Raw genomic sequence first — 24,231 nt, forward strand, 5'->3', positions numbered from 1 at the left:
GTCCCCGAAACGCCGTTGTTCCGGGGACTTTCGCGCGAGCCGTCGACTAGGTGAGCGACGCCGGCGGTTCGAAGCGCTCGCCGTAGCGGGCGGCCAGCTCCTTGGCGCGAGTCACGAAGGCCTCCTTGCCAATTCCCGCCGGCCCTTCGTAGCCGACGATGAACTGCGCGGAGCCACCCGTCCACGGCGGGAAGCCGATGCCCATGATCGAGCCGATGTTGGCGTCCGCGGTGGTCGTCAACACGCCCTCGTCGATGCACTTCTGGGTCTCGAGCGCCTCGGCGAACAGCATTCGGTCGATCATGTCCTGCAGTGGGATCTCGGTGCTGCCTGAGTTGAAGGTGTCCTTCAGACCCGACCACAGCCCAACGCGCTTGCCGTCGGCGTACTCGTAGAAGCCCGCGCCCTTGAGCCGCGACGGGCGACCGATCTCGATCATCTTCTCGACGACCGCCTCGGCGGGATGCGGCTCGTAGGTGCCGCCCGCGTCCTCGACACCCTTGCGCGATGCGACGGCGATCTTGTGCATCAGCTCGAGGTTGAGCTCGTCGGACAGCTGCAGCGGGGGCGCGGGGTAGCCGGCCTGGCTACCGGCCTGCTCGATGCTCGCCGGCGCGACGCCCTCGCCCAGCATGGCGAGCGCCTCGTTGACGAACGTGCCGATGACGCGGCTGGTGAAGAAGCCACGGCTGTCGTTGACGACGATCGGGGTCTTGCCGATGGCCAGCGTGTAGTCGAACACGCGGGCCAACGCCTCGTCAGATGTCTTCTCGCCCTTGATGATCTCGACGAGCGGCATCTTGTCGACCGGTGAGAAGAAGTGGATGCCGATGAAGTCGTCCTGACGCTTCACGCCGGTCGCCAGCTCGGTGATCGGCAGCGTCGAGGTGTTCGACCCGAGCAGCGCGTTGGGCTCGACGATGTCCTCGATCTCCTGGAACACCGAGTGCTTCAACTCGACCGACTCGAACACCGCCTCGATGACGAAGTCGACGCCCGCGAAGTCGGCCGGATCGGCGCTCGGCGTGATCCGAGCCAGCAGCTCGTCGCTCTTCTCCTGCGTCGTGCGCCCACGCTCGAGCGCCTTGGCCTCGAGCTTCTCGGAGTAGCCCTTGCCCCTCTCGGCGGCCTCGAGGCTGACGTCCTTGAGCACGACGTCGAATCCGGCCTTGGCCGAGACGTAGGCGATGCCGGCGCCCATCATGCCCGCGCCGAGCACGCCGATCTTGGTGATCGGCGTCTTGCCGATCCCGTCGGGCCGCGACCCACCGGAGTTGATCGACTGCAGGTCCAGGAAGAACGCCTGGATCATGTTCTTGGCGACCTGGCCCGTGACGAGCTGGGTGAAGTAGCGGCTCTCGATGCGGCTGGCGGTGTCGAAGTCGACCTGCGCGCCCTCGACCGCGGCGTCGAGGATGGCGCGCGGTGCGGGCATCGGCGCACCCTTGAGCTGCTTCTTCAGCAGTGCGGGGAACGACGGCAGGATGCCGGCCAGACCGGGCGATGACGGCGTGCCGCCGGGCATCTTGTAACCCTTCTGATCCCAGGGCTGCGTGTGCGCGTCGGGGTTGGCCTTGATCCACGCCTTGGCGGCGGGCACCAATTCCTCGACGGAGCCGACGAGTTCGTCGACCAGACCGGTGTCCTTGGCCTTGGCGGGCTTGAATCGCGTGCCCTGGCTGAGGATCTCCATGAACGCCTTCTGGATGCCGAACATGCGTACGGTGCGGGTGACGCCACCGCCGCCGGGCAGCAGGCCGAGCGTGACCTCGGGCAGGCCGATCTGGCTACCCTTCACGTCGGCGGCGATGCGGTGGTTGCACGCCAGCGCGATCTCGAGGCCACCGCCGAGTGCCGCGCCGTTGATGGCGGCCACGACGGGCTTCTCCAGCTTCTCCAGCTTGCGCAGATCGGCCTTGACGGCCTCCACCATGTCGAACGCCTCACCGGCATTCTCGGGGCCGAGGGTGATCATGCCCTTCAGGTCGCCGCCGGCGAAGAACGTCTTCTTGGCGCTGGTGATGACGACGCCGGTGATCGAATCCGCTTCGGCGACAAGGCGTTCGACGGCCTTCTGCATGGACTGCTGGTAGTGCTCGTTCATCACGTTGGCCGACCCGGTCGGGTCGTCCAGCGTCAGCGTGACGATGCCGTCGGCATCCTGGTCCCAGTGAATCGTGTTCTCTGCCATGATCAAACCCTTTCGATGATGGTCGCCACGCCCATGCCGCCGCCGATGCACAGCGTGATCAAGGCGCGCCGCGCGTTGCGCCTCTCGAGCTCGTCGACCATGGTGCCGGTGATCATGGCGCCGGTGGCGCCAAGCGGGTGGCCCATCGCGATGGCGCCGCCGTTGACGTTGAGCTTCTCGTCGGGGATGTTGAGGTCCTTCTGGAACTTCAGCACCACCGAGGCGAAGGCCTCGTTCAGCTCGAACAGGTCGATGTCCTCGGTGGACAGACCCGCGCGGTCGAGCACCTTGCGGGTGGCCGGGGTCGGGCCGGTCAGCATGATGACCGGGTCGGCGCCGCTGGTGGCGGTGGCGACGATACGGGCCCGCGGGGTCAAACCCTGTGAGGCACCGGCACTTTCACTGCCGACGAGCACCAGCGCGGCGCCGTCGACGATGCCGGAGCTGTTGCCGCCGGTATGGACGTGGTTGATCTTCTCGACCGAGTGGTACTTCTGCAGCGCCACGTCATCGAACCCGCCCATGGCGCCGATGCCGCCGAAGGCGGTCTTCAGCTTGCCGAGGCTATCGACGGTCGTGCCGGGGCGCATGTGCTCGTCGTGGTCGAGGATGACCAGACCGTTCTGGTCCTTCACCGGAACGACGGACTTGGCGAAGTAGCCGCCCGACCAGGCCGCAGCGGCCTTCTCCTGCGAGCGCGCGGCGTAGGCGTCGACGTCCTCGCGGGAGAAGCCCTCGATGGTGGCGATCAGGTCGGCGCCGATGCCCTGGGGTACGAAGCCGAGGCGGTAGTTGGTCTCCGGGTCGGTGGCCCAGGCGCCGCCGTCGGAACCCATCGGGACGCGGCTCATCGACTCGACGCCGCCGGCGATCACCAGGTCGTCCCACCCGGAGCGCACCTTCTGGGCGGCGGTGTTGACGGCCTCGAGACCCGAGGCGCAGAAGCGGTTGAGCTGGAAGCCGCCGGTGGTCTCGGGCAGCTTGGCCACCAGCGCGGCGGTGCGGGCGATGTCGCCGCCCTGGTCGCCGACGGGTGACACGACGCCGAGGATGACGTCGCCGATCAGGTTCTCGTCGAGGTCGGGGTGCCGCGCGCGGAGCTCGTCGATCAGACCGACGACGAGGTTGACGGGCTTGACTTCGTTCAGCGAGCCGCCGCGCTGCTTGCCGCGCGGGGTGCGGATCGCCTCATAGATGAAGGCTTCTTCGGACATGGTGGATTCCTCTTCTTGGTGATGGGGGAGGCGCCAGTAACCGAAGAATATCAGCGCCTCCCAACCGGCTGGTTGGGAGGCGCTGTTGGGGGGCTGTCGAGGGGCTCACCCCTCAGGCCGAGCGGGACTCCTCCACCTCGGCCAGCGTCGGGTAGTCGACGTAGCCGACGGGTCCCGGCGTGTAGAACGTCGCCACGTCGGGCTCGTTGAGCTCGGCCCCGACGATGAGCCGATCGATGAGGTCGGGGTTGGCGAGGAACGGGCGGCCCACGGCGGCCGCGCTGATCGCGCCCCACTCGGCGAAGCTCTCCAGCTGGCAAAAGTCGGTGTCGATCTCGCGGCCGGTGTTCAGCACGAAGGTGCCCGACCAGATCGCGCGGATCGCGCCGAACGTCTCGGCGGTCGGGTCGATCAGCACGTGCAGGTAGGCGATCCCGAGCGGCGCGATCCGATCCAGCAGCGCCTGGTAGACGCCGACGACGTCGTTCTCGCGCATGTCTGCGGCCGTGCCGCCGGGCGAGATGCGCAGGCCCACCCGACCGGCGCCGATCTCGTCGGCGACGGCCTCGACGATCTCGGCGGTGAGCCGGGCCCGGTTCTCCGACGAGCCGCCGTAGGCGTCGGTGCGCTGATTCACGACGTCGGACTGGAACTCGTGCAGCAGGTAGCCGTTGGCGCCGTGGATCTCCACGCCATCCATGCCGGCGTCGACGGCGCGCCGGGCCGCCGCGCGGAACTGGTCGACGATCGCGGGCAGCTCGTCGGTGCGCAGCGCCCTCGGCACCGGGAGCGGCTTCTTGCCCGACGGGGTGTGTGCGGACATGTTGGCGGCAATCGCCGACGGCGCGACGGTCTCGGTGCCGCTGATGTCGGGATGACCCATGCGGCCGACGTGCCACAGCTGCACGAACATCGATCCGCCCTCGGCGTGCACCGCCTCGGCGATCTGCGCCCACTTCGCCTGGTGGCCGTCGGTGTGGATGCCGGGCGTGTTGACGTAGGCGCCGTTGGCTCCGGCCGACACGGCGGTCGCCTCGGAGATGATCAGGCCCGCCGCGGCGCGCTGGGCGTAGTACCGCACGGCCAGATCCGACGGCGTGCCGTCGGCGTGGGCACGCGAGCGAGTCAGCGGTGCCATGAATAGCCGGTTCCGTGCCGGGACGTCCCCGACCCGAATCGGCTTCAGCAGGGTCGCGTCGTGATCGAAGGTGAAGGCCACGCCGCTGTCAGCGCGGATGGGGGGTCATTCATTCCCGGTCACTAGGCTCGACGGCCATGACGAAGTCCCGTGTCGCCGGTGGCCCGGCTCCGGTTGCCCGGCTCCAGCCCTATGCGGTGACGATCTTCGCGGAGATGTCGGCGTTGGCCGCGCGCATCGGGGCGGTGAACCTCGGCCAGGGCTTCCCCGACGAGGACGGGCCCGAGCCGATGCTGCGGACGGCGGAGCAGGCGATCGCCGACGGGATCAACCAATATCCGCCGGGGCCAGGCATTCCGGCGCTGCGCCAGGCGATCGCCGCGCAGCGGCAACGCCGCCACGGCATCACCTACGACCCCGACACCGAGGTGCTGGTCACCGTCGGGGCCACGGAGGCGATCGCGGCGGCCGTCATCGGGCTCGTCGAACCGGGCTCCGACGTCCTGCTGATCGAACCGTTCTACGACTCCTACTCGCCGGTGATCGCCATGGCGGGCAGTCATCGCGTCGCGGTGCCACTCGTCCGGGACGGGCGGGGCTTCGCGATCGACGTCGATGCCCTGCGCGCCGCCGTCACTCCCCGCACCCGGGCGCTCATCGTCAACTCGCCGCACAACCCGACCGGCATGGTCGCCTCCTATGCCGAGTTGGCGGCCATCGCCGAACTGGCGGTCGAGAAGGACCTGCTGGTGATCACCGACGAGGTGTACGAGGCGCTGGTCTTCGACGGCAGGACTCACCTCCCGCTGGCCGGCTACCCGGGCATGGCGGAGCGGACGATCACCATCTCCAGCGCGGCGAAGATGTTCAACGTCACCGGCTGGAAGATCGGCTGGGCCTGCGGACCCGCGCCACTCATCGCCGGGGTGCGGGCGGCCAAGCAATTCCTCACCTACGTCGGCGGAGCCCCCTTCCAGCCCGCCGTCGCCGAGGCGCTAGACCACGAGGACGCGTGGACGGTGACCCTGCGAGAGTCGTTCCAGCGCAGGCGCAATCGACTGTCGAGCGCCCTGTCCGACATCGGCTTCGACGTCCTCGACAGCGTCGGCACCTACTTCCTGTGCGCCGATCCCCGCCCGCTCGGGTACACCGACAGCACGACGTTCTGCGCCGAACTGCCCGAGCGCGCCGGCGTCGCAGCCATCCCGATGTCGGCGTTCTGCGACCCCGACTCGCCGCACCTCGGCGACTGGAATCACCTGGTGCGCTTCGCCTTCTGCAAGCGCGACGACACCATGGAGGAGGCCATCAGGCGGCTTCAGGTGCTCAAGGGCTAGACCTCGATCGGCGGACGAAGTCGCTCCATCGTGTACTGCCGGTTGCGTCTGGCCGCCAGCGCGCTGGCCGTCAACGACACCGCGAGCACCCCGACCAGCACGACGATCGACACCCACAGCCGGGTCTCGACGCCTCCGGCCGTCAGCTCGCGCAACCCGTTGACCGCGTAGGTCATCGGATCGAACGGGTGGATGAGCTGGAAGGGCTTCGCGGTGGTCTCCACCGGATAGATGCCGCCGGAGGACACCAGCTGAATCATCAGGAACGCCAGCGTGACCACGCGCCCGACGGCCACGCCGAAGACGGCGTTGAACGCCTGGATCATCGCCAGGAAGGTCGCCGACACCAGGAGCAGGAACGCGATGGTGCCGACGGCGTACCTGGCGTGCAGTCCCACCCCGAAGTGGACGACGACGTACATGACCACCACCTGGCAGGCGGCCACCGTCAGCGCGGGCCAGTAGGACGCGAGCACCACGCGCAGCGCACCGAGGCCGCCCACGATGGGGCGAGACTGCAACGGCGTCAACAACATCCAAATGATGAGCGTGCCGATGAACAGCGCGAGCGGAAGGAAGAACGGCGCGAAGCCCGTACCGAACGTCGGAGCTTCGTTGGCGGTAGCCTGCCTCGTCACCACGGGACTGGCGACCGTCTTGGCGATGGCGGTGCGCTGCTGGTCGTTAAGCGTCGGGAGTTGCGCAGCCCCCTTGTCGAGTCCGTCGGCGAGCTGGCGGGAGCCGTCGCTGAGCTGCTGCGTACCCGCGGCCAGCTGATGGGCGCCCCCGGCGAGTCGGCGGCCACCGTCGGTCAGCTTCACCAGTCCGGCCTCGAGTGTGGCTGCGCCACCGTCGAGTTGGGCGGCACCGTCGCGCAACCGTACGACGTCGGCCTTCAGCTGCCCGTTCAACGTCTGCGTGAGCAGTTGTCGCGCTTGGCTATTCGGGTCGCCGAATTCGGCCTCGAGCTGTCGGGCGTTCTCACCGATCCGCGTCAGGCCGTCGTGGGTCGTCGGATCGAGACCCTCGGAGTTCAGGATCTTCTGCGCTCCCCCCAGCACCTCGCCGAGACCCCGTGCCGACGGATCGGCGTTGGCCTGCAGACCGCCGACCACCTGATCGACGATCCCGGCTGCCAACTGGTGGTCTACGTTCAGCGCGGCGATCCGGTCACTCGCCGTCGCGACCCCGTCACTGATCCGCGCGGCGAGAGCGGCGACGTCGTCGGGGTTCAGATCGAGCCGCTGGACCCGGTCCAGGGCGTCGACCAACGGGCCGGTCGACTTCCCGATGCCCGTGGACAGCTGGTGGGCGCCCGCGGCCAGCGCCGCCGAGCCGGAGCGGGCCGTCGCCAGACCACTGGCGAGTGTGTCTGCGCCACTGGCCAATTGGTGGGACCCGTCGTTGGCGGTGGTCAGTCCGGCGGCGAGTTGGTCGGCCCCGTTGGCGGCCTTCTTGATGCCGTCCCCGGCGGCGGTGAGCCCTATCAGCACCTTGCCGATGACCTGCTCGCCGACGCGGGCGTTGACCTGGTTGAGCACCTCGCGCGACGCGTTCTGCCCGATCACCGAGGCCAGATAGTTGTTGGCGTCGTCGAAGTCGAAGCGGATCTCGGCCTGGCGGGGATGGGGCGTCGCGGGAGATGCGATGGCCTCGCTGAAGTCGGCGGGCAGCGTGACGGAGAAGTACGTCTTGCCCGCCCTGACGGAGTTCGCAGCGTCGGCCGCCGACATCGGACGCAGATCGAGTTGGCGGGACTGCAGCAGGGCGGTGGCGACCTCGTCGCCTGCGCGCAGGGGCTGCCCCTGGACGACGGCACCCTGGTCCTCGTTGACCAGTGCGACCGGCACCCGGTCCACGGCGGCGAAGGGATTCCAGAACGCCCACAGGTACATCGCCCCGTACAGCAGGGGCAGCAGGACGATCGTGACCAGCGCCACGCGCGGCAGAACGCCGCGCGAATAGCGCTTCAGGTCGGTGCCCAGCGACAGTGCGGCAAGCATCATTCCCCACCCTTCTCATCGACCGACACCTGTACTCGGACACCAAGACCCGGCGGCACCGCATTCGCGGACGCGGTGACGACGGTCTGCCGTTCGCCGAGCGCGACCAGTCGGCGCACCAGTTCGGCGCGACTCGCGTCCTCGTCCACCTGATCGAGGCTGCCCACCACCAGCAACGGCGGGGTGGCCGTGTTGGCCAAGGAGATGCGCAGCAGCAGCGCGTCGAGCTCGGTCAGTTCGTCGACGTAGGCGTTCAGCGCGGGCAGCGGCAGCGGGCCGAACACCGGAGCGCACACGCGCGTCAGATCGCCGGCGTCGGCTCGGCGCACCCGGCGATACCACGGGGCGTCCCAACGCATCTGCTCGGTGAGGAGGTCACCGACGGTGACGGAATCGGATACGCCGTCGAGGTCCTCGACACCGGCGAGCGCGCTGCGCCCGAAGATCGCCGGCGCGCGGGTCTGCCCCATGACGTCGAGCGTTCCGCTCGTCGGTGTCATCCGGCCGGCCAGCGTCGCGAGGAGCGCGGTGGCACCCGAACCGGGCGTCACCGTCAGCACGGTGAGCCCACCGCGCGCCACCTCCAGATCGAGGGGCCCGTACACCGGCCCCCACGGACCTCGCACCGCGAGGGCACGCGCGACGATCGCGGGAGGTTCCGGTTCGACGATCTCGGGCTCCGTCACGGAGCCATCCAAGCACGTCCGGGGTTCGCGCGGAGCGGCCCGACGGGTCAGATCGAGGCGGCGATCTCCCAGAGCCGTCGGGGATCGGCGGTGTTCGACCGCATCGGGGAGAGCACCAGATCGGTGGCGCCCGCATCGAGGTAGCGCCGAAGCTGCTCGCGCACCGCGGCAGCAGGCCCGACGGCCGCGAGTTCGCCTGCGCTGGAGGCGTTCTCCCGTGCGATCACGGTGGCGTAGGAGGGAATGGACTCGTAGAAGGCCAGCTCCTCGGTGGCGATCCGGCGGGCGTCGTCCTCGTCATCGGACACCACGACCGGTACCGCGGCGATGATCCGCGGCGCGGGCCGGCCCGCCGATGCCGCGGCCTCCGAGATGGTCGGCACGATGAACTCCTGCAGCGTCCGCGGGCCGGCCAGGTACGGCAGCGTGCCGTCGGCCAGCTCGCCCGTGACGCGTAAAGCCTTGGGTCCCATGGCCGCAACGTAGATGGGGATCGGCGTGCCACCGGGCAGGGTGACGGGCCACTGCGCCGCGGTCGTGGAGATCTCCGTGCCGTGGAAGTCGACGGCGCCGGTGTCGAAGATGGAACGCAGCACCTGGAGGTGCTCGCGCAGCCGGCCCGCCGGGTTGGCCCACGCCGTCCCGAACGCCGCCGTCTCGATCGCCTTCGCGCCCAGGCCGAGCCCGAGGCTGAAGTTGCCGTGCGCGGCCGCCTGCGCGGTCTGCGCCAGGGTCGAGACGATCAGCGGGTGCCGTGGATTGATGGGGACGACGAACGTCCCCACGCCGAGTCCGGGGACGGCCGCACCGACCAGACCCGCAAGGCTGATCGCGTCGTGGCTGAACTGCTGGGAGAACCACACCTGGCGGACGCCGATCTCGAAGGCGCGGCGTGCCTGCTCGACGACGTCGTCGACGGCGTTGGTGGCGGACGGGCTGGGATTGAGGACTACTCCGGTGACCATGTCCTGCACAACGGGAGTGTGCAAGAGCCGCATTCCCCCGTCGTCTCGGCGTGCGGAGGCGACGGTGCCATGCCCATACTGTCCCGACCATGCTGGATCCGGCGACGACTGCGAGCCCCGCGACCGGGATCGACATCACCGCATTGACCAAGACCTTCACCGCCGGTCGGCGGTCGGTGCAGGCGTTGCACGCGGTCGACCTGCACACCCCCAAGGACGCGTTCCTCGCGCTGCTCGGGCCGTCGGGCTGCGGCAAGTCGACGGTGCTGCGCATCCTGGCCGGCCTCGAGGAGCCCACCAGCGGCTCCGCCCTGATCAACGGGGAGTCCCCGACGGCGTTGCGCAAGCACCACGGCCTGGGCATCGCGTTCCAGGACTCGGCGCTGCTGCCGTGGCGCAGCGTGGTGTCCAACATCAAGCTCCCACTGCAGGTCGCGGGCCTGCCCGCCGACCCCGGCCTGATCCAGGACCTGGTTCGGCTCGTCGGACTCGACGGGTTCGAGAAGGCCAAACCCGCCCAGCTCTCCGGAGGCATGCGACAGCGGGTGTCGATCGCCCGCGCGCTGGTGGTCAAGCCGACCGTCCTGCTCCTCGACGAACCGTTCGGCGCGCTCGACGACATGACGCGACAGCGTCTCAACCTGGAACTGCTGCGCATCTGGACCGAGAAGCCCGCGACGACGCTGATGGTGACGCACGGCATCGCCGAGGCGGTGTTCCTCTCCGATGCCGTCGCGGTGATGAGCCCGCGGCCGGGCCGGGTGCTGGAGGTGGTGCCGATCGACCTGCCCCGCCCACGGACGCCGGACGTCATGCGGTCCCCCGAGTTCCACCGCATCTGCGACCACCTGACCGAGCTCCTGTTCGCACCGGCCGACGGCGCCGAGGGCATCGCGTGAATGCCCGACTCGGCGGGGTCGTCGGGCTCGTGGGGGTGCTCGCGCTCTGGTGGCTGGCGGCCGCGCTGGGCGTCGCGGGCGGAACGATTCCGACGCCCGCGGCCGTCGTGTCGGGCATGGCCCACGACGGCCTGGCGCTCTACGGACCCAACGTCGCGGTGACGTCGCGCGGCGCGCTGCAGGGCTTCCTGTGGGGCAACGGTCTGGCGATCGCGGTCGCGGTGTTGGTGGTCCTCGTCCCTCCCATCGAATCCCTCGCCACCCAGCTCGCGATCCTCAGCTACTGCACACCCCTGCTGGCGCTCGGTCCGATCATCCTGGTCGTCTTCGGCGGTCGCGCCCCGACGATCTTCCTCGCCGCGATGTACTGCTTCTTCACCACCATGGTCGGCACCGTGGCCGGACTGCGCTCGGCGGACGGGGCCAGCCTCGATCTGGTCGCGGCCTACGGCGGCGGACGGTGGCAGCAGTTCGTCAGGGTGCGGTTGATCTCCGCGGCGCCAAACACGTTCGCGGCCTTGAAGATAGCGGCGCCGTCCGCGGTGCTCGGCGCCATCCTCGGGGAGTACCTCGGCGGCGTCGACAGCGGTGTCGGGGTCGCGCTCACCGCCGCCCAGACGTCCTACGACGTGCCGCGCACGTGGGGGCTGGCCATCGCCGCGGCGGCCATGGCGGGCGCCGGTTACGGCATCGTCGCCGCGGTCGCCCGACTCGTCGCGCCGTGGACGTCGGCGCGGGGTGCTCGACGATGAGGGCAACCCTGCGCCGCATCGCGCGCTTCCTCGGCCCGCTGGCCGTGTCGATGGCCCTGCTGATCGCGCTGTGGTACCTGTTCCTCGTCGCCTTCCCCCAGGTCGGCCCGCGGGTGGGCAAGTCGCCGGTCGACGTGTGGCGCTACCTGTTCACCTCAGCGGCCAGTCACACCGCGCGGGCCAACCTCGTCGACAATCTGCAGATCACGTTGCGCGACGGGGCAATCGGCTTCGCGTCGGGTCTCATCGCCGCGGTCGTCGTCGCCGCGGTGTTCGTCTCGTTCGCCAGTCTGCAGCAGACACTGCTGCCCATCGCGGTCCTGCTGAGATCGGTGCCGCTGGTCGCCATGACGCCGATCATCGTGCTGGTGTTCGGGCGGGGTCTGATCGGCGTGGCGGTGATGGCCTCGATCGTCGTGTTCTTTCCCGCGTTGGTGATGGTCATGGCCGGCCTGCGCGAAGCGCCGCGGCAGGCGCGGGAACTCGTCGCGGCGTACGGCGGCAACCGCTGGACCGCGTTGCACATGGTGGCGATTCCCTCGGCGTTGCCCGCACTGTTCGCGGCGGCCCGAATCTCGGTGCCCGGCGCCCTGATCGGAGCCCTCATCGGCGAATGGCTCGGCAGCGGTGAGGGTTTGGGATCCAGTCTGATCAGGGCAATTCCGAGATATCAGTACAACGAACTGTGGGCGTCGATCGCCTCCGTGACGATCGTCTCGATCGTGCTGTACGCCGTCGTCGGTGTGCTGGAGAACCTGGTGCTCGCGCGCTTCGCGCCGGGCGCCGACAGGACGTCCTGACAACATTGCGCCCGACCCTTAGTCTGCGACGATGACACCTGCTGCCGTGCATCGTCGAGACTTCCTCCGCTACGCCACTCTGGGGGGCATCGCCGTCGGCGGCGCCGGTTTGTTGGCCGCGTGCGGTGGGAACGATCCCGCGACGTCCACCAGTGGTTCCGCGGCGAACGGTTCGACGTTCGGAAACGTTGCGGTGCAACTGTCGTGGATCAAGAACATCGAATTCGCCGGGGAGTACTTCGCGCTCCAGAAGGGCTACTACCGGGACGGCGGATTCGGAACCGTCGACCTGGTCGCGGGTGGGGCGGCGGGCACCGGCGTCGAAGCGGGTCTGGACACCGGCAAGATCTGGATCGGGATGTCGGCACCGCAACTCACCGCCCCGGCGGTGCTGAACGGACTGCCCGCCAAGATCGTCGGCGCGACGTATCAGAAGAATCCGTTCGCGATCGTCAGCTCGGCGGACAAGCCCATCAACACTCCAGAAGACATGGTGGGCAGAAAGATTGGCGTGCAAGACTCCAATCAGCTGGTGTTCGGCGCGCTGCTGGACGCCAACGGCATCGACGCCGGGTCGATCACGGTGGTGCCCGCCCAGTTCGATCCGAGCCCGCTGGCCAACGGCGAGGTCGACGGTTGGGTGAGTTACGTGACCAATGAGCCGATCACGTTGGCAGCCAAGGGTTTCAAGAACCACGCGATGCTGTTCGCCGACTTCAAGCTGCCGCTCGTCGGCGAGTCGTTCACGGTGAGGCAGGAGACGATCGACCACGAGCGCGACAAGCTCAAGGCGTTCCTCGTCGCGGAGATCAAGGGGTGGCGAGACGCCATCAAGGATCCCGCCGAGTCCGCCCGCCTCGCCGCTCAGGTCTACGGCAAGGACCAGAACCTCGACGTCGCCGAACAAACCGAGGAGGCGAAGGCGCAGCAGGGGTTGGTGGTCTCGGCCGATACCGCGGACAACGGGCTGTTCACCATGACCAAGACCCTGATCGACGACAACATCGCTGCGCTGAAGGCCGCCAAGCTCGACGTCTCCGCCGGCGACCTGTTCGACCTCTCGGTGTTGGACGAGGTCTACCGCGAGCACCCCGACCTGAGGGCCTGACGAGCGTCAGCCGTGGTTGCGGGTCACCCGGCAGCGCAACCGATCGACCGCGACGTCGAGCACCATCTTCTTCGCCCGCCTGATCAGGAACTCCGGGATCGGCGCCGCCAGGTCGACGATGATGTCGAACCGCACCACCGTCTGGTCCCCGACCCTGGTCAGGTTGTACTCGCCGTGCTGACCCCGTTGCTGGAAGGTGTCCTTCGCGTCCCACACCACCCAGTCCGGGCCCCAGTGGTACTCCAGCACCTCCTTGTCGGTGACGCCCATGATCTTGACCGTCGCCTTGACGTGGTGCGGGCGGCCGTCGGCGTGCCGGTCGACGACCTCGGTGTGCCGGTGCAGCGTCGACCACGACGGCACCTCCTCGATGTCGGCGAGGGCATCGAGGATCGCCTCCGGGGAGGCGTCGAACACGATTTCGCGAGTGGCACGGACCGCCATGGGCAAATACTAAACGACGATAATCCCCTGAGCAGAGTATCTACTAGCTAACAATTTCATGACCCCTTCTTGACCTTGAGCACCTGCTTGCGCAGCCCGTCGGTCGCGGTTTCCATCCCACCCTTCAGAGTGCGCTTGAGCAGGAATCCGGGCATGGGGATGGACAGGTCGATCTTCATGTCGAACCGCACCTTGGTCGCCGCGCCCTCAGGGGTGAGGGTGTAGCCGGCATCCTGGGCCTTCAGCTGACCGGACTTCACCAGCGTCCAGGTCACGCCGTCGTCGCTCCAGGTGTACTCGATCACCATGACGTCGGTCAGACCCGCGGCCTTGACGGTCATCTCGACCTGCTTGGGCCGCCCGTCCGGGTAGCTCTCCAGGATCACGGCCTTCTGGTACTGCGGTGACCAGTCGGGCGTGGCCTCGACGTCGGCGATGACGTCCAGGATCTCCTCCGGAGTTGCTTCGATGACGACTTCACGCGAATCACTGGTTGCCATGACGCGACACTAGCCAGCCCGAAGGGGGCGGTGACCGCGATTCATCGATCTCATTCGGCGGTGTTCTGCGCCGTTCACCAAGGGGTGGAAACATCCACTCCGTGCCACTAGACAACCCAGACCTCGCGCAGACCATCGCCTACCCGGCCGACGGCGCCCGCCCCCACCGTCGCGACGTCGATGCCCTCGCGCCGCACGTCATCGTGTTGTTCGGAGCGACCGGCGACCTCGCCAAGCGCAAATTGCTCCCCGGCATGGCCTATCTCGTGCAGTCCGCGCTGGCGCCGGAGATCCGCGTGGTCGGTACGTCGCTGGAAAATCTCAGCGACGACGAGTTTCGCAAGCTCACCAAGGAGGCCGTGAATTCGTTCGGCACCCACAAGCTGACCAAGGACCAGTGGGATGGCTTCGCCAGTCGGATCACCTACGTGCCGCAGGGAGCGGGCCCGGAGGCGCTGGCCGCCGCGGTCGCCAAGGCCGAAGCCGAACTCGGCGCCCCCGTCGACGGCGCCACCACCGAGACTCCACAGGTTCGCCGCCTGCACTACCTCTCGGTTCCCCCCAAGGCGGCCCGTGCCGTCATCACGATGCTGTCCGACGCCAACCTCGTCGAACGCTCCCGGGTGGTCATGGAGAAGCCGTTCGGCACCGATCTTGCCAGCGCGATCGAGCTCAACGACTTCGTCCACCAGACGTTTCGGGAACGCCAGATCTTCCGCATCGACCACTTCCTCGGCAAGGAGGCGGCGCAGAACATCCTCGCGTTTCGGTTCGCGAACGGACTGTTCGAGCCGATCTGGAACCGCAACTTCATCGACCACATCCAGATCGACATCCCCGAGACGCTCGGCCTCGACCAGCGGGCCAACTTCTACGAGAGCACCGGCGCCTACAAGGACATGGTGGTGACCCACCTGATGCAGGTGATGGCCTTCGTGGTGATGGAACCGCCGACCGCGCTGGAGCCGCGCGCCATCAGCGAGGAGAAGAACAAGGTGTTCAGATCCATGCTGCCGATCAATCCGCGCGAGGTCGTCCGCGGTCAGTACACCGGCTACCGCAACGAGAACGGTGTCGCGCGCGACTCCGACACCGAGACGTTCATTGCGCTCAAGGTGGGCATCGACAACTGGCGCTGGGCCGGCGTTCCGATCTACCTGCGGACCGGCAAGAAGATGGCCGAGGGCATGCGCATCATCTCGATCGCGTTCCGGGAAGCACCGCGCACCATGTTCCCCGCCGGATCCGGCGTCGGCTCGCAGGGGCCCGATCACCTGACGTTCGACCTGGCCGACGCGTCCAAGGTGTCGCTGTCGTTCTACGGCAAGCGGCCCGGGCCGGGAATGAAGCTCGACAAGATGTCCATGCAGTTCTCCACCCAGGAGACCGAGTCCCTCGGCGACGTTCTGGAGGCCTACGAGCGCCTCATCCTCGACGCGATGCGCGGGGACCACACGCTGTTCACGACTGCCGAGGGCATCGAATCCCTTTGGGAGCGTTCAGAACAACTGCTGCTGGATCCGCCGCCGGTGAAGTCGTATCAACCCGGGACGTGGGGGCCCAACGCCATCCATCAGCTCATCGCGCCCAATGCCTGGCGGCTGCCCTTCGAAAGGGTTTGGCGCGAAAAGAAATAGCGCCACCGACCACGTGGGCCCGGTGGCGCACGTCTAGGCTCGACCCATGAGCGATGCGGTGGATCCGACCGTCCCTCCGAGCGGTCCCGGCTGCGTCGAGTGCGAGGCGGCCAACGGGTGGTGGTTCCACCTGCGCCGTTGCTCGGCGTGCGGGCACATCGGCTGCTGCGACGACTCACTCGCCCGGCACGCCGCCGCGCACTGGCGGGAGTCCGGCCATCCCATCATTCGCTCGTTCGAGCCGGGCGAGGATTGGTTCTGGAACTACGAGACCAACGAGTACTACGACGGCCCCGAACTCGCGCCGCCGGAGAGTCATCCGCCGGAGCAGACCGTGCCCGGCCCCAGCGAGCGCCTGCCCAAGGACTGGATGGCCCAACTGCAGCGCAGGGGTGACTGACCCCCGTGGTGAAGGCCGGAGGCGACAGCACGGTCACCGTCGTCGTCGCATTCGCCGCCAATCTGGCGGTGGCCCTGGCGAAGACCGTCGCGAGCGTACTGTCCGGATCGGCCTCGATGACCGCGGAGGCTGCCCATTCCTGGGCTGATACGGGCAACGAGATCTTCCTCCTGATCGCCAACCGCCGCAGCACCCGCGATGCCGACGAACGGCGACCCCTCGGCTACGGTCGCGAAGCCTACGTCTGGTCGCTGCTGGCCGCGGTCGGGTTGTTCGTCGTGGGCGCCGCGGTGTCCATCTGGCGCGGTGTCTCCGAGTTGCTGCACGGCGCCGACTCGGCCGAGGACTACCGCATCGCCTACATCGTGCTCGCGGTCTCCTTCGTCCTGGAGGGCACGTCGCTGCTGCAGTCGCTGCGCCAACTGCGCCGCGACGCCGAGCACCTGAAGAGCGACGTGCTGAGGTACGCCTTCGAAACCTCCGACCCCACGGTGCGGGCCGTGTTCGCCGAAGACAGCGCGGCGCTCATCGGCATCCTCATCGCGTTCGCGGGCATCCTGCTGCACCAGCTCACCGGCGACGTCGTGTGGGACGCGCTCGGTTCGATACTCGTCGGCCTGGTGCTCGGCGGGGTGGCCCTCGTGCTCATCAACCGCAACCGGATCTTCCTCACCGGCGAGGCCGGACCCGAACGACTGCAGCAAGCGCTGCGCGAAAGGCTCGCAAGCTTTCCCGAGGTTGCGTCGGTCCGCTTCCTGCGCCCGGAGTTCATCGGGCCCAAGCAGATCTTCGTCATCGCGAGCGTCGACCTCATCGGCGACGCCGTCGAGTCATCCGTCGCGCGCACGCTGCGGATGCTCGAGCACCGCTTCGAGGACGACGTGCCCGAGATCCGCGAGGCCGTGCTCACGGTTTCCGAGCCCGACGATGCGGGTATCGCCGTGCTCGTGACCACAGACCCCAAGACCAGCGAATCCGACTCGGGCCCCGCCGGCGCGCCGGACGTGCAGAGCGACCCGGCCAAGGGCGCCGAGGATCGCAGCGACTGGTCCGACGAGGGCGGCGCGACGCCGACGGGTCCTGCCGAGGACGCCTGACCGGCCGCCTCCCGCCGCGGGCGACCTCGCGCTGCACGCTAATCTGTCGTCTGCGGCGAGCGCCGCGTTTGCTAGGAGGTTCTTCGATGCGTTCTCTCAACGTGGCCGTGCTGGTGACCGCCGCGGTCCTCGGGTCCTCCGGCGTGGCGGTCGCCGCGCCCACGGACTACTGCGCGAACCTCAAGGGCAGCAACACCGGCAGCTCGTGCGTCATCCAGCTGTCCGACCCGGCGTACAGCGTCGACATCAGCATTCCGCTGGACTACCCCGATCAGAAGTCGGTCGCCGACTACATCTCGCAGACCCGCGACGGATTCGTGAACGCGGCTAAGGCGGCCCCGCCCCGCAGCACCCCGTACCAGCTGAACATCACGCCATCGGAGTACACGTCGTCGATCCCCCCGCGCGGCACCCAGGCCGTCGTGTTCAAGGTCTACCAGGACGCCGGCGCCCGCCCGCAGACCACGTTCAAGGCCTTCAATTGGGATCAGACCTACCGCAAGACGATCGCCTACGCCCCCGCGTCGGACGACAAGACGATGACGCCGCTGTGGCGCGTGGACAACCCACTCGCCACCGTCGCCCCGCTCGTTCAGGCCGGACTGCAGCAGCAGCTCGCGCCGCCGCCTCCGGCCGCTACCCCCACCCCGACCACGCAACCGGGACAGCCCGCCGCGTCGACGACCACGACGCCGCCACCACCGCCGGCGCCGTTGCCCATCGCGACGACCGCCCTCTACAACCCGGCCAACTACCAGAACTTCGCGGTGGTCAACGACGGGGTGATCTTCTTCTTCGACCAGGGCGTGCTGCTCCCCGATCCAGCGGGTCCCCTGCAGGTGCTGGTGCCGCGGTCGGCGATCGACCCGATGATTGCCTGACGTCGGCTGGGGGGCTCGAATGGGTTGTCTCTCAACGTCTTCAACCCGTCGAGGGTAACGGCGACGAACGAAGGTTGACCTAGCTGCCGGGTGGATGGTCGTGCGGCCCTACCTCGCGCATGCTCTCGATGGTCGGCGAGGAGCCATCTGACGACGGCTTCAGGTGCCCGAGCAGGCCACCGTCATCGACGCGCGATGTCCGGCAGCATTGGAGCTCAGCAGCTGGGTCACGCCGGTTGTACGTATCCTTCCAGTCGACCGGAAACGTAGCGTTCCTGTGGTCGAAGCGGAGGTGAGCGATGGGTAAGTGGGACGACGACTTCCCGTTGCAACCCCGCGGCAGCGTGCAGCCGAGCTCCGTGGCCGGGCTGCTTCGGACATTGGAGCTGACCGACGCCTCAGAACGTGACCGGTCAGTTCGTATCCAGACATGGCTGAAGGATCACGAACCGAGCCCCGGCATGGAGTACAGCCTGCGCCGCAACGGTTACGGCAGCCTGCTAGACGGCCGCGCCACCGCTTAGGTCCGTCTCAACTCAACGAAGAATCGGCACTGCCTCACCCGATGGCTGATGCGCGCCACGGATCCGTCACCATCGCGGAACTTCGCCCTATGAGCTCGACGTGGATCGGCTCGGAAAAGTGGCGAGGTGGGCAGCGATGCTTTGAATTGCATCGATACTGAGTGGCCAGGGCCGGGATCGAACCGGCGACCTTCCGCTTTTCAGGCGGACGCTCGTACCAACTGAGCTACCTGGCCGGGACGGCACTGTTCATCTGCGTCGCCGTTTGGCGACCCTGACGGGACTCGAACCCGCGACCTCCGCCGTGACAGGGCGGCGCGCTAACCAACTGCGCCACAGGGCCTTGCTCTGTGCAACTCCCTCCGCGGGTGCTGCGTGTACCCCCAACGGGATTCGAACCCGTGCTACCGCCGTGAAAGGGCGGCGTCCTAGGCCACTAGACGATGGGGGCCTATCCGAATCTCTCCGGGGTACTCGCATCGCGCACGCGTTGGGAGCTTCGATAGCTTAGGGTACGAACCCACGATTCCTCAAACGGCCCCCCGGCATCGCTCCCGTGCCGAGCCCGCGGGCGGGCCAAGTATCCTTATCCACCGCGCCCCTATAGCTCAGTTGGTAGAGCTACGGACTTTTAATCCGCAGGTCCCAGGTTCGAGCCCTGGTGGGGGCACGTATTTTAGGGTGAATTTGGCGTCTATTCGCCGTTTATGTCGGCTTCGAGCAGCGCCGCAACTTCGCTGTAAACCTTGCCCCGACGCATGTATCTGTCCTGCGTCATCGATACTCGCGAGTGCCCGAGCTGGTCGGCACCGATCCTCGCGGACATCCCGGCGTCGTCGATCATCGTCGCACCGACTTGCGGAACGAGTGGCTGGTGACGTCTGGGACGCCGAGGTCATCCCGGACCGCCCGCCATTGCTTGTTGAAATTGTCGGGGTCGCGGCTGGTGCCGACCGACGACGGGAAGATCATCTTCTGCCCCCCAGAAGGCGCGACCGCGCCGATCCTCCAGCGTGGCGATCGTGAAACGCCGGCAACGGCCGGTGCGGGCCCGAGGCGTCCGTCTTGCCGCTGTCGAGGCGCCGCAGTCCCTTTCCGGGTACGCGGACCACCTTGCCGGCGATGACGATGGTGCCGCGCTTCTCGTTTTAGTCCTCCCACCGCAAGGCCAATAGTTCTGAGCGACGCAGCCCGGTGCCGATTAGCAACACGATGGGGTCGACGAGATCCGCCCGCTGGCAGTCCTCGGACAATTTGATCTTGCCCATGAGGTCGCGGAGTTGGTCGACGTCGAGTGAACGTGCACCTGTGGGCCTCCGGGTGGACTCGATCCGGGACACCTGGGCAATGGGGTTTGCGCCGAAGACGTCGTCCAGCACGGCGATCTGGAGGGCCCGCGCAGGAGCGTCCGACCGTTACGGGCCATGTTCGCGCCGTGCGCCTTCTTCATCGAGCTGATGACCAATTTCATCCGACCGGGGGTCGCTTCGCCTACGCGCACCGACTCCGAGAACTTCAGCAGCTTCCGCGCCGCGCTCCGATAGGTGGTGAGCGTGGCCGGCGACTTTCCGGCGTCCTCGAGCAGCGCGATGTGCTGGTCCACCAGCACCGAGATCTTCGTGTCGAGCGACACCTCCCCCGACACTCCCCGGCGGCCGCCGATCCTTCGGGGACTCGACGAGCATGTCCTCGGCAGCACACCCGTTGTCGTCATCCTTACCCGATGATCCCCGACGCTCGACCGTGCGGGTAACACCGTCGGCATCTCGAAATCGGCAGCGCGCTAACCACATTCCGCGCCCAAGGTGGTCGGAGACGGACTCACGCATTCCGGGGACCCGCGGCTGGCCCGACACATGGGGAACACTGTCCTGAAACAGGAATCGCGCGGCGTGCGCATCACAGAAGACGGCAAGTACTCCAAGCGTCGAATCGACCTGGCGGTGTCGACGCTGATGGCCTTCGACCTCGCGGCCGCCGCGGCGTCTGTACCCTCATCGGACTAAAACATCCCCGACAGCGTCTGGTAACCGGACGTGCGACCGCTTCGGGTCTGGGAGCCACGCGCAATCCGACACGGCCCGCGCACCGGCTGGCGCATCTGGCTGGTGCGCCACGGGTCCGACGTCCTCCCGGCGCCGCTGACTCCCGACCTCACGCCATAGCTGACCCCGAAGTGCGCACCGCTTGCGCGCCGCACGACTCTCATTGTCGGTCAGGCTTCTTCATGTTCCCAGCCGAAAGCGACGCGGTGCGCCACGCCATGATGATCAAGGGTCGTGAGAACGCCCGCGGGATACGGCCAAGAGTCCGCGATCGTCTCGGGCCCAGTCTCCACGGAGGGGCCGGTCAACGAGCGCTGGAACACCGACATGATGGCCGGCGCGGGTGTCTGGAGTGGATCGCCCACCACTTCCGCATCGAGCACCTGGTCGCGCAGGCCGACCTATGTGCCCCGTCGGCGCGGACATCCTGGCGTCGGCACTGGCGAAGCGCTACGGGGTGCGAGTCGGGTGCGGTCCGCACCACTCCGTGATCGCCAAGGGTGCCCGGCACCCCGAGGACGAGTGGAGATGGGGGTGATGACCGCTTGAGCTACCTTGCGCGCAGCTGCGTTCTGGCGCCTCGGCTCAGTCCGGCAACTCGTTCCAGATATCCGCGCAAGGCACGCAAGCATCGCGGTGGCTGGGGTCGAAGTCCACGACGTCTGGCCCGCCGGAGTTGCAGGAATCGGGAGGCAGGTACGGATCGGTCCCACCGTCGCCTAAGCCTCCACAGAGGACGGCGCCATCCGGCACGTAGCCATGGATCTGATGGTCGCCAAGAAGGAAGCCCTCCGAAATCTCCCTTTTTCGGGGCATTCCGAAGTCCAGGTCGTCCCCCAGGTCGTCGCTCGCATCTTCGGGCTCGTCGTCGGCGATCTGTTCCGCCCCCGCAGCGGATGGTTCGACGAAAGCTTTCAGCGGATCCTCGCCGGGAGCCCTCTTGAAGTGGTCGATAACTGCAACGGGCAGGTATAGCTGTGACGGCGGGTTGCCGACGTCATAGCTGTCATAGCAGGCTTTGACTAAGGCATAGATTTCGTGCACCGTCCCGCGGCGCTCGAAAGCACTATAGGCCTGATTGACAGGGTCATCGTGCCGCGTGTCTATAGCGACTATCGGGTAGGGCCTCTCGCCCCAAACCCCCTTCAACTCGACAAATTCCCGTAACAAGAAGTTGTCCGTGTTCGGAACAACATCTGTTCCGCCGGCGGCGGTACCTACTACGCTGAGCCCCAAGATTGCCAGCGCAACCTCAACAGACAGAGTGAAGTATCGAGGTGTGCACTTCCCGATCACTCGGAATCCGGTGTCGATGCTAGGCCCGAAGTAATCGTAGACGAACGCGTCATTGTTCTGGAGTTTGAGTGCCTCTCGATTTAGGGTGATGACCGGTCGGTCCGAAACCTCAGAGTCAGGAGATCTCGGAACGCTGGATCGACTGTCCGGGCCTGGAAATGTCGCAATAAAGGCCCCGCCCTTGGTGCCCATGTCAGTGCCGTCCAGCGATTGCAACTCGTAATCGCGCATAGCTTTCAACCAGACGCGAACCGCGTCGTAGACATCCGCTTCGGCGCGTACGACACAAGAGTAGATAAGTTCGTCGCCAATGGGTTTCCATAACTGAAATTCGAGATCAGTGCCGAGCTCCACCTGCGTCATCGCGATCCGCTGCGGAAACTCACGATAGAACTGAAGGAAAGCTTTTTGCCAGGGCTCCCTCAGGTCCTGCCGTTGTTTGTACTTCGTGGACCCAGTCAAATCGCAGGACAGAAAGATGATCGAGACAGGCTCGTTTTCCGGCTCGGTCACAGAAGCTCGAGAACCTGTGCCCGTACCTCAGCAGCGCGAGGCGACACGTCGAAGTGCGCCGCGAGCTTCCATGTGTCTCCAGAGTAGGCCCGATGGGCAGCTTTGAATGCTTCTGCGGGCATCAGCAATGCTGAAGCGAATACGTTCGCCTCTGTTTCGGCGCGGTCTCGCCCACCTCGACTAAAACTCTTCTCACCCTGCTCTTTGGCGTGAAGATAATGTAAGAAATAGTGACCAAGTTCATGCGCAATCGTAAAGCGATCGCGACGGGCAGAAGTAAGTTGCGGGACAAAGATCGTAAAGGCACCACGTTCGCGAACATGCGAGGATTCTTCGTCAATCGCATTTGCGAGCTGACCTCCCAACCTACGCAAAAGTAAGTCAATGTTGGCGCGACCGGTGGGTTCGTAGATTCCGTTCTTGACCCCAACCTGTTCCGCGTAACTGGCAATGGCGTCGTTCGTCAGCCAAGCGGGATCTGTCTTATGAACGGACACCGACCCCACCTCCACCTCTTGCTGCCCCCGTTTGCCCCCACTCATAGATAGTAACCACGGGGGCCGACATAATACTCCCAAGGCTCGCTGTAAGCGACCGATACTTGCGGAGGTTGTCCCTTCGCCCGCTGCGGAGCCGAGAGTCGACGTGTCAGCTCTTCACAGAAAGCGGGCCGCCGGGCAGCACGCCAGGCCGAGCGCCGACGACCAAGGCAAACGCGCGAGCCGCCTCTTCTATGCGCCCAAGCCCGGACTTGGGCGCCAACTCAATGATTTGTTGGAGAAGCGCCCGCTCGGCCTCGACCGTCAGTCGGTTGACCTCATCGTGGATATTCTCAGTGCTCTCCGGCATGGGTATCGGCCTCCGCTTCTTTAGGTCTCTGACGCTAGCGACTTTACGTATATTCAACGGATATCCCCCGAGAACGGTCGGGAATCCCTGCGCGGTGTCGGTAGGGAACAGCCTTTGTGCACCGCGTGTGAGCAGGCAGTCTCAGCACGCAACGCGACCAACTGAGAAGATGCGTCCAGTAATCCGCAGGTCCCAGGCTCGAGCCCTGGTGGGGGCACCAGCGAACGTGTGAATAGTCGCGGTCGGCGCGCACGACGGCGATCCGCTCCTCGCGCCTCCCCGCCGCTAGCAACCCCTCCCGCTCGAGCCAGTGCGCCCGGGCCGTCATTACCGGGCCGAAGGGGATCCGCTCTTCGGCAACGACTTCGGCCCGTAGCCCAGTCGAGCGCAGATCACGCACCGTACGGTCGACGTCGGCGAACTCGGATTGGACGATGAGCATCGTGCCGCCGTCGGCCAGGAGATCGCGAGCGTGCCGACACAGCGGATGCAGTACCTGACGGCCGTCGCGCCCGGCATTCCGGGCCAGCTGCGGCCCCGCGTCGGCGGAGATCGGCCGGTCGTCGGCGTCGTCGCAGAACGGCACGTAGGGCGGATTGCAGGTGACGATGTCATAGGGCTCGAATTCGATGGCCCGCGACCATAATCCCCTGTGCACGGTGACAGCCAGGCCGGCGGCCGCCGCGTTGGCGCGGGCACACGCCACGGCGCGCCGACTGAGCTCGAAGGCCGGCACCGACGCCGCGCCCTGCTCGGCTGCTGCCAGGGCCACTACCCCGCTGCCCGAACACAAGTCGGCCACCCGGCTGTCCGACACGCGCCCCGTGGCGCACAGCGCATCGACGAGCAGCGCCGAATCCTCCTGTGGTGGATAGACTCCCGCGGCAATGCTCAGGGGGGCGGGTCGACTGGCGACGTCGTCGCCGAGGATGGTCATCATGCAGTGCTCCAT

General features: G+C 67.1%; 24 protein-coding genes and 4 tRNA genes. 12 read left to right on the plus strand and 16 right to left on the minus strand.

Features of this window, described 5'->3' with window-relative positions; translation table 11 throughout:
• Positions 1 to 46: 46 nt before the first annotated feature.
• The 3 genes from G6N60_RS23020 to G6N60_RS23030 form a co-directional block, all read right to left on the minus strand.
• Positions 47 to 2,191, minus strand: a complete 2,145-nt coding sequence (locus tag G6N60_RS23020; protein ID WP_163741587.1) for a 3-hydroxyacyl-CoA dehydrogenase NAD-binding domain-containing protein — start codon at positions 2,189 to 2,191, stop codon at positions 47 to 49.
• 2 nt (positions 2,192 to 2,193) lie between these two features.
• Positions 2,194 to 3,405 (minus strand): acetyl-CoA C-acetyltransferase, encoded by a 1,212-nt coding sequence (locus tag G6N60_RS23025; protein ID WP_163741590.1) that lies wholly within the window; start codon positions 3,403 to 3,405, stop codon positions 2,194 to 2,196.
• A 112-nt stretch (positions 3,406 to 3,517) separates the two neighbouring features.
• Positions 3,518 to 4,624, minus strand: a complete 1,107-nt coding sequence (locus G6N60_RS23030) for an alkene reductase (protein ID WP_163741592.1) — start codon at positions 4,622 to 4,624, stop codon at positions 3,518 to 3,520.
• Between the two features lie 56 nt (positions 4,625 to 4,680).
• On the opposite strand from G6N60_RS23030, the gene G6N60_RS23035 reads away from it, so the two are divergent.
• Complete coding sequence (locus G6N60_RS23035) at positions 4,681 to 5,880, plus strand: pyridoxal phosphate-dependent aminotransferase (protein ID WP_163741595.1); 1,200 nt, start codon at positions 4,681 to 4,683, stop codon at positions 5,878 to 5,880.
• Here the strand turns inward: G6N60_RS23035 and G6N60_RS23040 are convergent.
• From G6N60_RS23040 to G6N60_RS23050, 3 genes are read right to left on the minus strand one after another with little or no spacing between them, the layout of a single operon-like run.
• Positions 5,877 to 7,886: a YhgE/Pip domain-containing protein gene (locus G6N60_RS23040; RefSeq protein ID WP_163741597.1), complete on the minus strand. Its 2,010-nt coding sequence runs from the start codon at positions 7,884 to 7,886 to the stop codon at positions 5,877 to 5,879. The two genes, G6N60_RS23035 and G6N60_RS23040, sit on opposite strands and share 4 nt — an antisense overlap.
• Positions 7,883 to 8,569: a P-loop NTPase family protein gene (locus tag G6N60_RS23045; RefSeq protein WP_246240964.1), complete on the minus strand. Its 687-nt coding sequence runs from the start codon at positions 8,567 to 8,569 to the stop codon at positions 7,883 to 7,885. Before G6N60_RS23045 ends, G6N60_RS23040 begins: the two co-directional genes overlap by 4 nt.
• Before the next feature lie 47 nt (positions 8,570 to 8,616).
• Positions 8,617 to 9,534, minus strand: a complete 918-nt coding sequence (locus G6N60_RS23050) for an LLM class F420-dependent oxidoreductase (RefSeq protein ID WP_163744421.1) — start codon at positions 9,532 to 9,534, stop codon at positions 8,617 to 8,619.
• 89 nt (positions 9,535 to 9,623) lie between these two features.
• On the opposite strand from G6N60_RS23050, the gene G6N60_RS23055 reads away from it, so the two are divergent.
• The 4 genes from G6N60_RS23055 to G6N60_RS23070 are packed head-to-tail and all read left to right on the plus strand — an operon-like array spanning position 9,624 to position 13,093.
• Positions 9,624 to 10,433: an ABC transporter ATP-binding protein gene (locus G6N60_RS23055; protein ID WP_163741600.1), complete on the plus strand. Its 810-nt coding sequence runs from the start codon at positions 9,624 to 9,626 to the stop codon at positions 10,431 to 10,433.
• Positions 10,430 to 11,185, plus strand: a complete 756-nt coding sequence (locus tag G6N60_RS23060; protein ID WP_246240966.1) for an ABC transporter permease — start codon at positions 10,430 to 10,432, stop codon at positions 11,183 to 11,185. The genes G6N60_RS23055 and G6N60_RS23060 overlap by 4 nt, the downstream gene beginning before the upstream one ends.
• Positions 11,182 to 11,985, plus strand: coding sequence for an ABC transporter permease (locus G6N60_RS23065; protein ID WP_163741602.1), 804 nt, complete (start codon positions 11,182 to 11,184; stop codon positions 11,983 to 11,985). Before G6N60_RS23060 ends, G6N60_RS23065 begins: the two co-directional genes overlap by 4 nt.
• 31 nt (positions 11,986 to 12,016) lie before the next feature.
• Positions 12,017 to 13,093 carry an ABC transporter substrate-binding protein gene (locus G6N60_RS23070; RefSeq protein ID WP_163741604.1) on the plus strand — a complete coding sequence of 359 codons (1,077 nt, stop codon included), beginning with the start codon at positions 12,017 to 12,019 and terminating at the stop codon, positions 13,091 to 13,093.
• Positions 13,094 to 13,099: 6 nt separating this feature from the next.
• Here the strand turns inward: G6N60_RS23070 and G6N60_RS23075 are convergent, their stop codons facing one another.
• Together G6N60_RS23075 and G6N60_RS23080 are read right to left on the minus strand one after the other, a co-directional pair.
• Entirely contained in the window at positions 13,100 to 13,537 is a 438-nt protein-coding gene (locus G6N60_RS23075; protein WP_163741606.1) for an SRPBCC family protein, read from the minus strand.
• A 56-nt stretch (positions 13,538 to 13,593) separates the two neighbouring features.
• The gene (locus G6N60_RS23080; protein WP_163741608.1) at positions 13,594 to 14,037 is read right to left on the minus strand and encodes an SRPBCC family protein; all 444 of its coding nucleotides are present in this window, start codon (positions 14,035 to 14,037) and stop codon (positions 13,594 to 13,596) included.
• Positions 14,038 to 14,138: 101 nt separating this feature from the next.
• On the opposite strand from G6N60_RS23080, the gene zwf reads away from it, so the two are divergent.
• From zwf to G6N60_RS23105, 5 genes are all read left to right on the plus strand, one after another.
• Positions 14,139 to 15,674, plus strand: a complete 1,536-nt coding sequence (zwf, locus tag G6N60_RS23085; RefSeq protein WP_163741610.1) for a glucose-6-phosphate dehydrogenase — start codon at positions 14,139 to 14,141, stop codon at positions 15,672 to 15,674.
• Positions 15,675 to 15,720: 46 nt separating this feature from the next.
• A complete protein-coding gene (locus G6N60_RS23090) occupies positions 15,721 to 16,074 on the plus strand; it encodes a UBP-type zinc finger domain-containing protein (RefSeq protein WP_163741612.1) in 354 nt (117 codons plus the stop codon).
• Between the two features lie 5 nt (positions 16,075 to 16,079).
• Positions 16,080 to 17,171, plus strand: coding sequence for a cation diffusion facilitator family transporter (locus G6N60_RS23095; protein ID WP_179969731.1), 1,092 nt, complete (start codon positions 16,080 to 16,082; stop codon positions 17,169 to 17,171).
• A gap of 86 nt (positions 17,172 to 17,257) precedes the next feature.
• Positions 17,258 to 18,052, plus strand: coding sequence for an RsiV family protein (locus G6N60_RS23100; RefSeq protein WP_163741614.1), 795 nt, complete (start codon positions 17,258 to 17,260; stop codon positions 18,050 to 18,052).
• A gap of 299 nt (positions 18,053 to 18,351) precedes the next feature.
• Positions 18,352 to 18,576, plus strand: coding sequence for a hypothetical protein (locus G6N60_RS23105; protein WP_163741616.1), 225 nt, complete (start codon positions 18,352 to 18,354; stop codon positions 18,574 to 18,576).
• A gap of 162 nt (positions 18,577 to 18,738) precedes the next feature.
• Here G6N60_RS23105 and G6N60_RS23110 read toward each other — a convergent pair.
• The 3 genes from G6N60_RS23110 to G6N60_RS23120 form a co-directional block, all read right to left on the minus strand.
• A tRNA-Phe gene (locus tag G6N60_RS23110) sits at positions 18,739 to 18,812 on the minus strand.
• Between the two features lie 30 nt (positions 18,813 to 18,842).
• Positions 18,843 to 18,919 (minus strand) — tRNA-Asp (locus G6N60_RS23115).
• A 35-nt stretch (positions 18,920 to 18,954) separates the two neighbouring features.
• A tRNA-Glu gene (locus G6N60_RS23120) sits at positions 18,955 to 19,027 on the minus strand.
• A 146-nt stretch (positions 19,028 to 19,173) separates the two neighbouring features.
• On the opposite strand from G6N60_RS23120, the gene G6N60_RS23125 reads away from it, so the two are divergent.
• A tRNA-Lys gene (locus G6N60_RS23125) sits at positions 19,174 to 19,246 on the plus strand.
• A 24-nt stretch (positions 19,247 to 19,270) separates the two neighbouring features.
• Here the strand turns inward: G6N60_RS23125 and G6N60_RS28695 are convergent.
• Complete coding sequence (locus tag G6N60_RS28695) at positions 19,271 to 19,420, minus strand: hypothetical protein (RefSeq protein ID WP_246240968.1); 150 nt, start codon at positions 19,418 to 19,420, stop codon at positions 19,271 to 19,273.
• Positions 19,421 to 20,129: 709 nt separating this feature from the next.
• On the opposite strand from G6N60_RS28695, the gene G6N60_RS23135 reads away from it, so the two are divergent.
• Positions 20,130 to 20,303 carry a hypothetical protein gene (locus G6N60_RS23135; protein WP_163741619.1) on the plus strand — a complete coding sequence of 58 codons (174 nt, stop codon included), beginning with the start codon at positions 20,130 to 20,132 and terminating at the stop codon, positions 20,301 to 20,303.
• 903 nt (positions 20,304 to 21,206) lie between these two features.
• On the opposite strand, the gene G6N60_RS23140 is transcribed toward G6N60_RS23135, so the two are convergent.
• The 4 genes from G6N60_RS23140 to G6N60_RS23155 all read right to left on the minus strand — a co-directional run bounded on the left by G6N60_RS23140 (position 21,207) and on the right by G6N60_RS23155 (position 24,219).
• A complete protein-coding gene (locus G6N60_RS23140; protein ID WP_163741621.1) occupies positions 21,207 to 22,430 on the minus strand; it encodes a hypothetical protein in 1,224 nt (407 codons plus the stop codon).
• Positions 22,427 to 22,927 (minus strand): ImmA/IrrE family metallo-endopeptidase, encoded by a 501-nt coding sequence (locus G6N60_RS23145; protein ID WP_163741623.1) that lies wholly within the window; start codon positions 22,925 to 22,927, stop codon positions 22,427 to 22,429. The genes G6N60_RS23140 and G6N60_RS23145 overlap by 4 nt, the downstream gene beginning before the upstream one ends.
• Positions 22,928 to 23,078: 151 nt before the next feature.
• Positions 23,079 to 23,279, minus strand: a complete 201-nt coding sequence (locus G6N60_RS23150; protein ID WP_163741625.1) for a hypothetical protein — start codon at positions 23,277 to 23,279, stop codon at positions 23,079 to 23,081.
• 43 nt (positions 23,280 to 23,322) lie between these two features.
• Positions 23,323 to 24,219 (minus strand): HemK2/MTQ2 family protein methyltransferase, encoded by an 897-nt coding sequence (locus G6N60_RS23155; protein WP_308206255.1) that lies wholly within the window; start codon positions 24,217 to 24,219, stop codon positions 23,323 to 23,325.
• Between the last annotated feature and the right edge of the window lie 12 nt (positions 24,220 to 24,231).

This window comes from Mycolicibacterium madagascariense, assembly GCF_010729665.1.
Taxonomy (GTDB): domain Bacteria; phylum Actinomycetota; class Actinomycetes; order Mycobacteriales; family Mycobacteriaceae; genus Mycobacterium; species Mycobacterium madagascariense.

Bases quoted from the DNA above. Each gene is read 5' to 3' on its own strand.
- G6N60_RS23020 (WP_163741587.1), bottom strand. From the start codon at position 2,191: ATGGCAGAGAACACGATTCACTGGGACCAGGATGCCGACGGCATCGTC.
- G6N60_RS23025 (WP_163741590.1), bottom strand. From the start codon at position 3,405: ATGTCCGAAGAAGCCTTCATCTATGAGGCGATCCGCACCCCGCGCGGC.
- G6N60_RS23035 (WP_163741595.1), top strand. From the start codon at position 4,681: ATGACGAAGTCCCGTGTCGCCGGTGGCCCGGCTCCGGTTGCCCGGCTC.
- G6N60_RS23040 (WP_163741597.1), bottom strand. From the start codon at position 7,886: ATGATGCTTGCCGCACTGTCGCTGGGCACCGACCTGAAGCGCTATTCG.
- G6N60_RS23050 (WP_163744421.1), bottom strand. From the start codon at position 9,534: ATGGTCACCGGAGTAGTCCTCAATCCCAGCCCGTCCGCCACCAACGCC.
- G6N60_RS23055 (WP_163741600.1), top strand. From the start codon at position 9,624: ATGCTGGATCCGGCGACGACTGCGAGCCCCGCGACCGGGATCGACATC.
- G6N60_RS23065 (WP_163741602.1), top strand. From the start codon at position 11,182: ATGAGGGCAACCCTGCGCCGCATCGCGCGCTTCCTCGGCCCGCTGGCC.
- G6N60_RS23070 (WP_163741604.1), top strand. From the start codon at position 12,017: ATGACACCTGCTGCCGTGCATCGTCGAGACTTCCTCCGCTACGCCACT.
- G6N60_RS23075 (WP_163741606.1), bottom strand. From the start codon at position 13,537: ATGGCGGTCCGTGCCACTCGCGAAATCGTGTTCGACGCCTCCCCGGAG.
- G6N60_RS23080 (WP_163741608.1), bottom strand. From the start codon at position 14,037: ATGGCAACCAGTGATTCGCGTGAAGTCGTCATCGAAGCAACTCCGGAG.
- G6N60_RS23090 (WP_163741612.1), top strand. From the start codon at position 15,721: ATGAGCGATGCGGTGGATCCGACCGTCCCTCCGAGCGGTCCCGGCTGC.
- G6N60_RS23100 (WP_163741614.1), top strand. From the start codon at position 17,258: ATGCGTTCTCTCAACGTGGCCGTGCTGGTGACCGCCGCGGTCCTCGGG.
- G6N60_RS23105 (WP_163741616.1), top strand. From the start codon at position 18,352: ATGGGTAAGTGGGACGACGACTTCCCGTTGCAACCCCGCGGCAGCGTG.
- G6N60_RS28695 (WP_246240968.1), bottom strand. From the start codon at position 19,420: ATGATCGACGACGCCGGGATGTCCGCGAGGATCGGTGCCGACCAGCTC.
- G6N60_RS23150 (WP_163741625.1), bottom strand. From the start codon at position 23,279: ATGCCGGAGAGCACTGAGAATATCCACGATGAGGTCAACCGACTGACG.
- G6N60_RS23155 (WP_308206255.1), bottom strand. From the start codon at position 24,219: ATGATGACCATCCTCGGCGACGACGTCGCCAGTCGACCCGCCCCCCTG.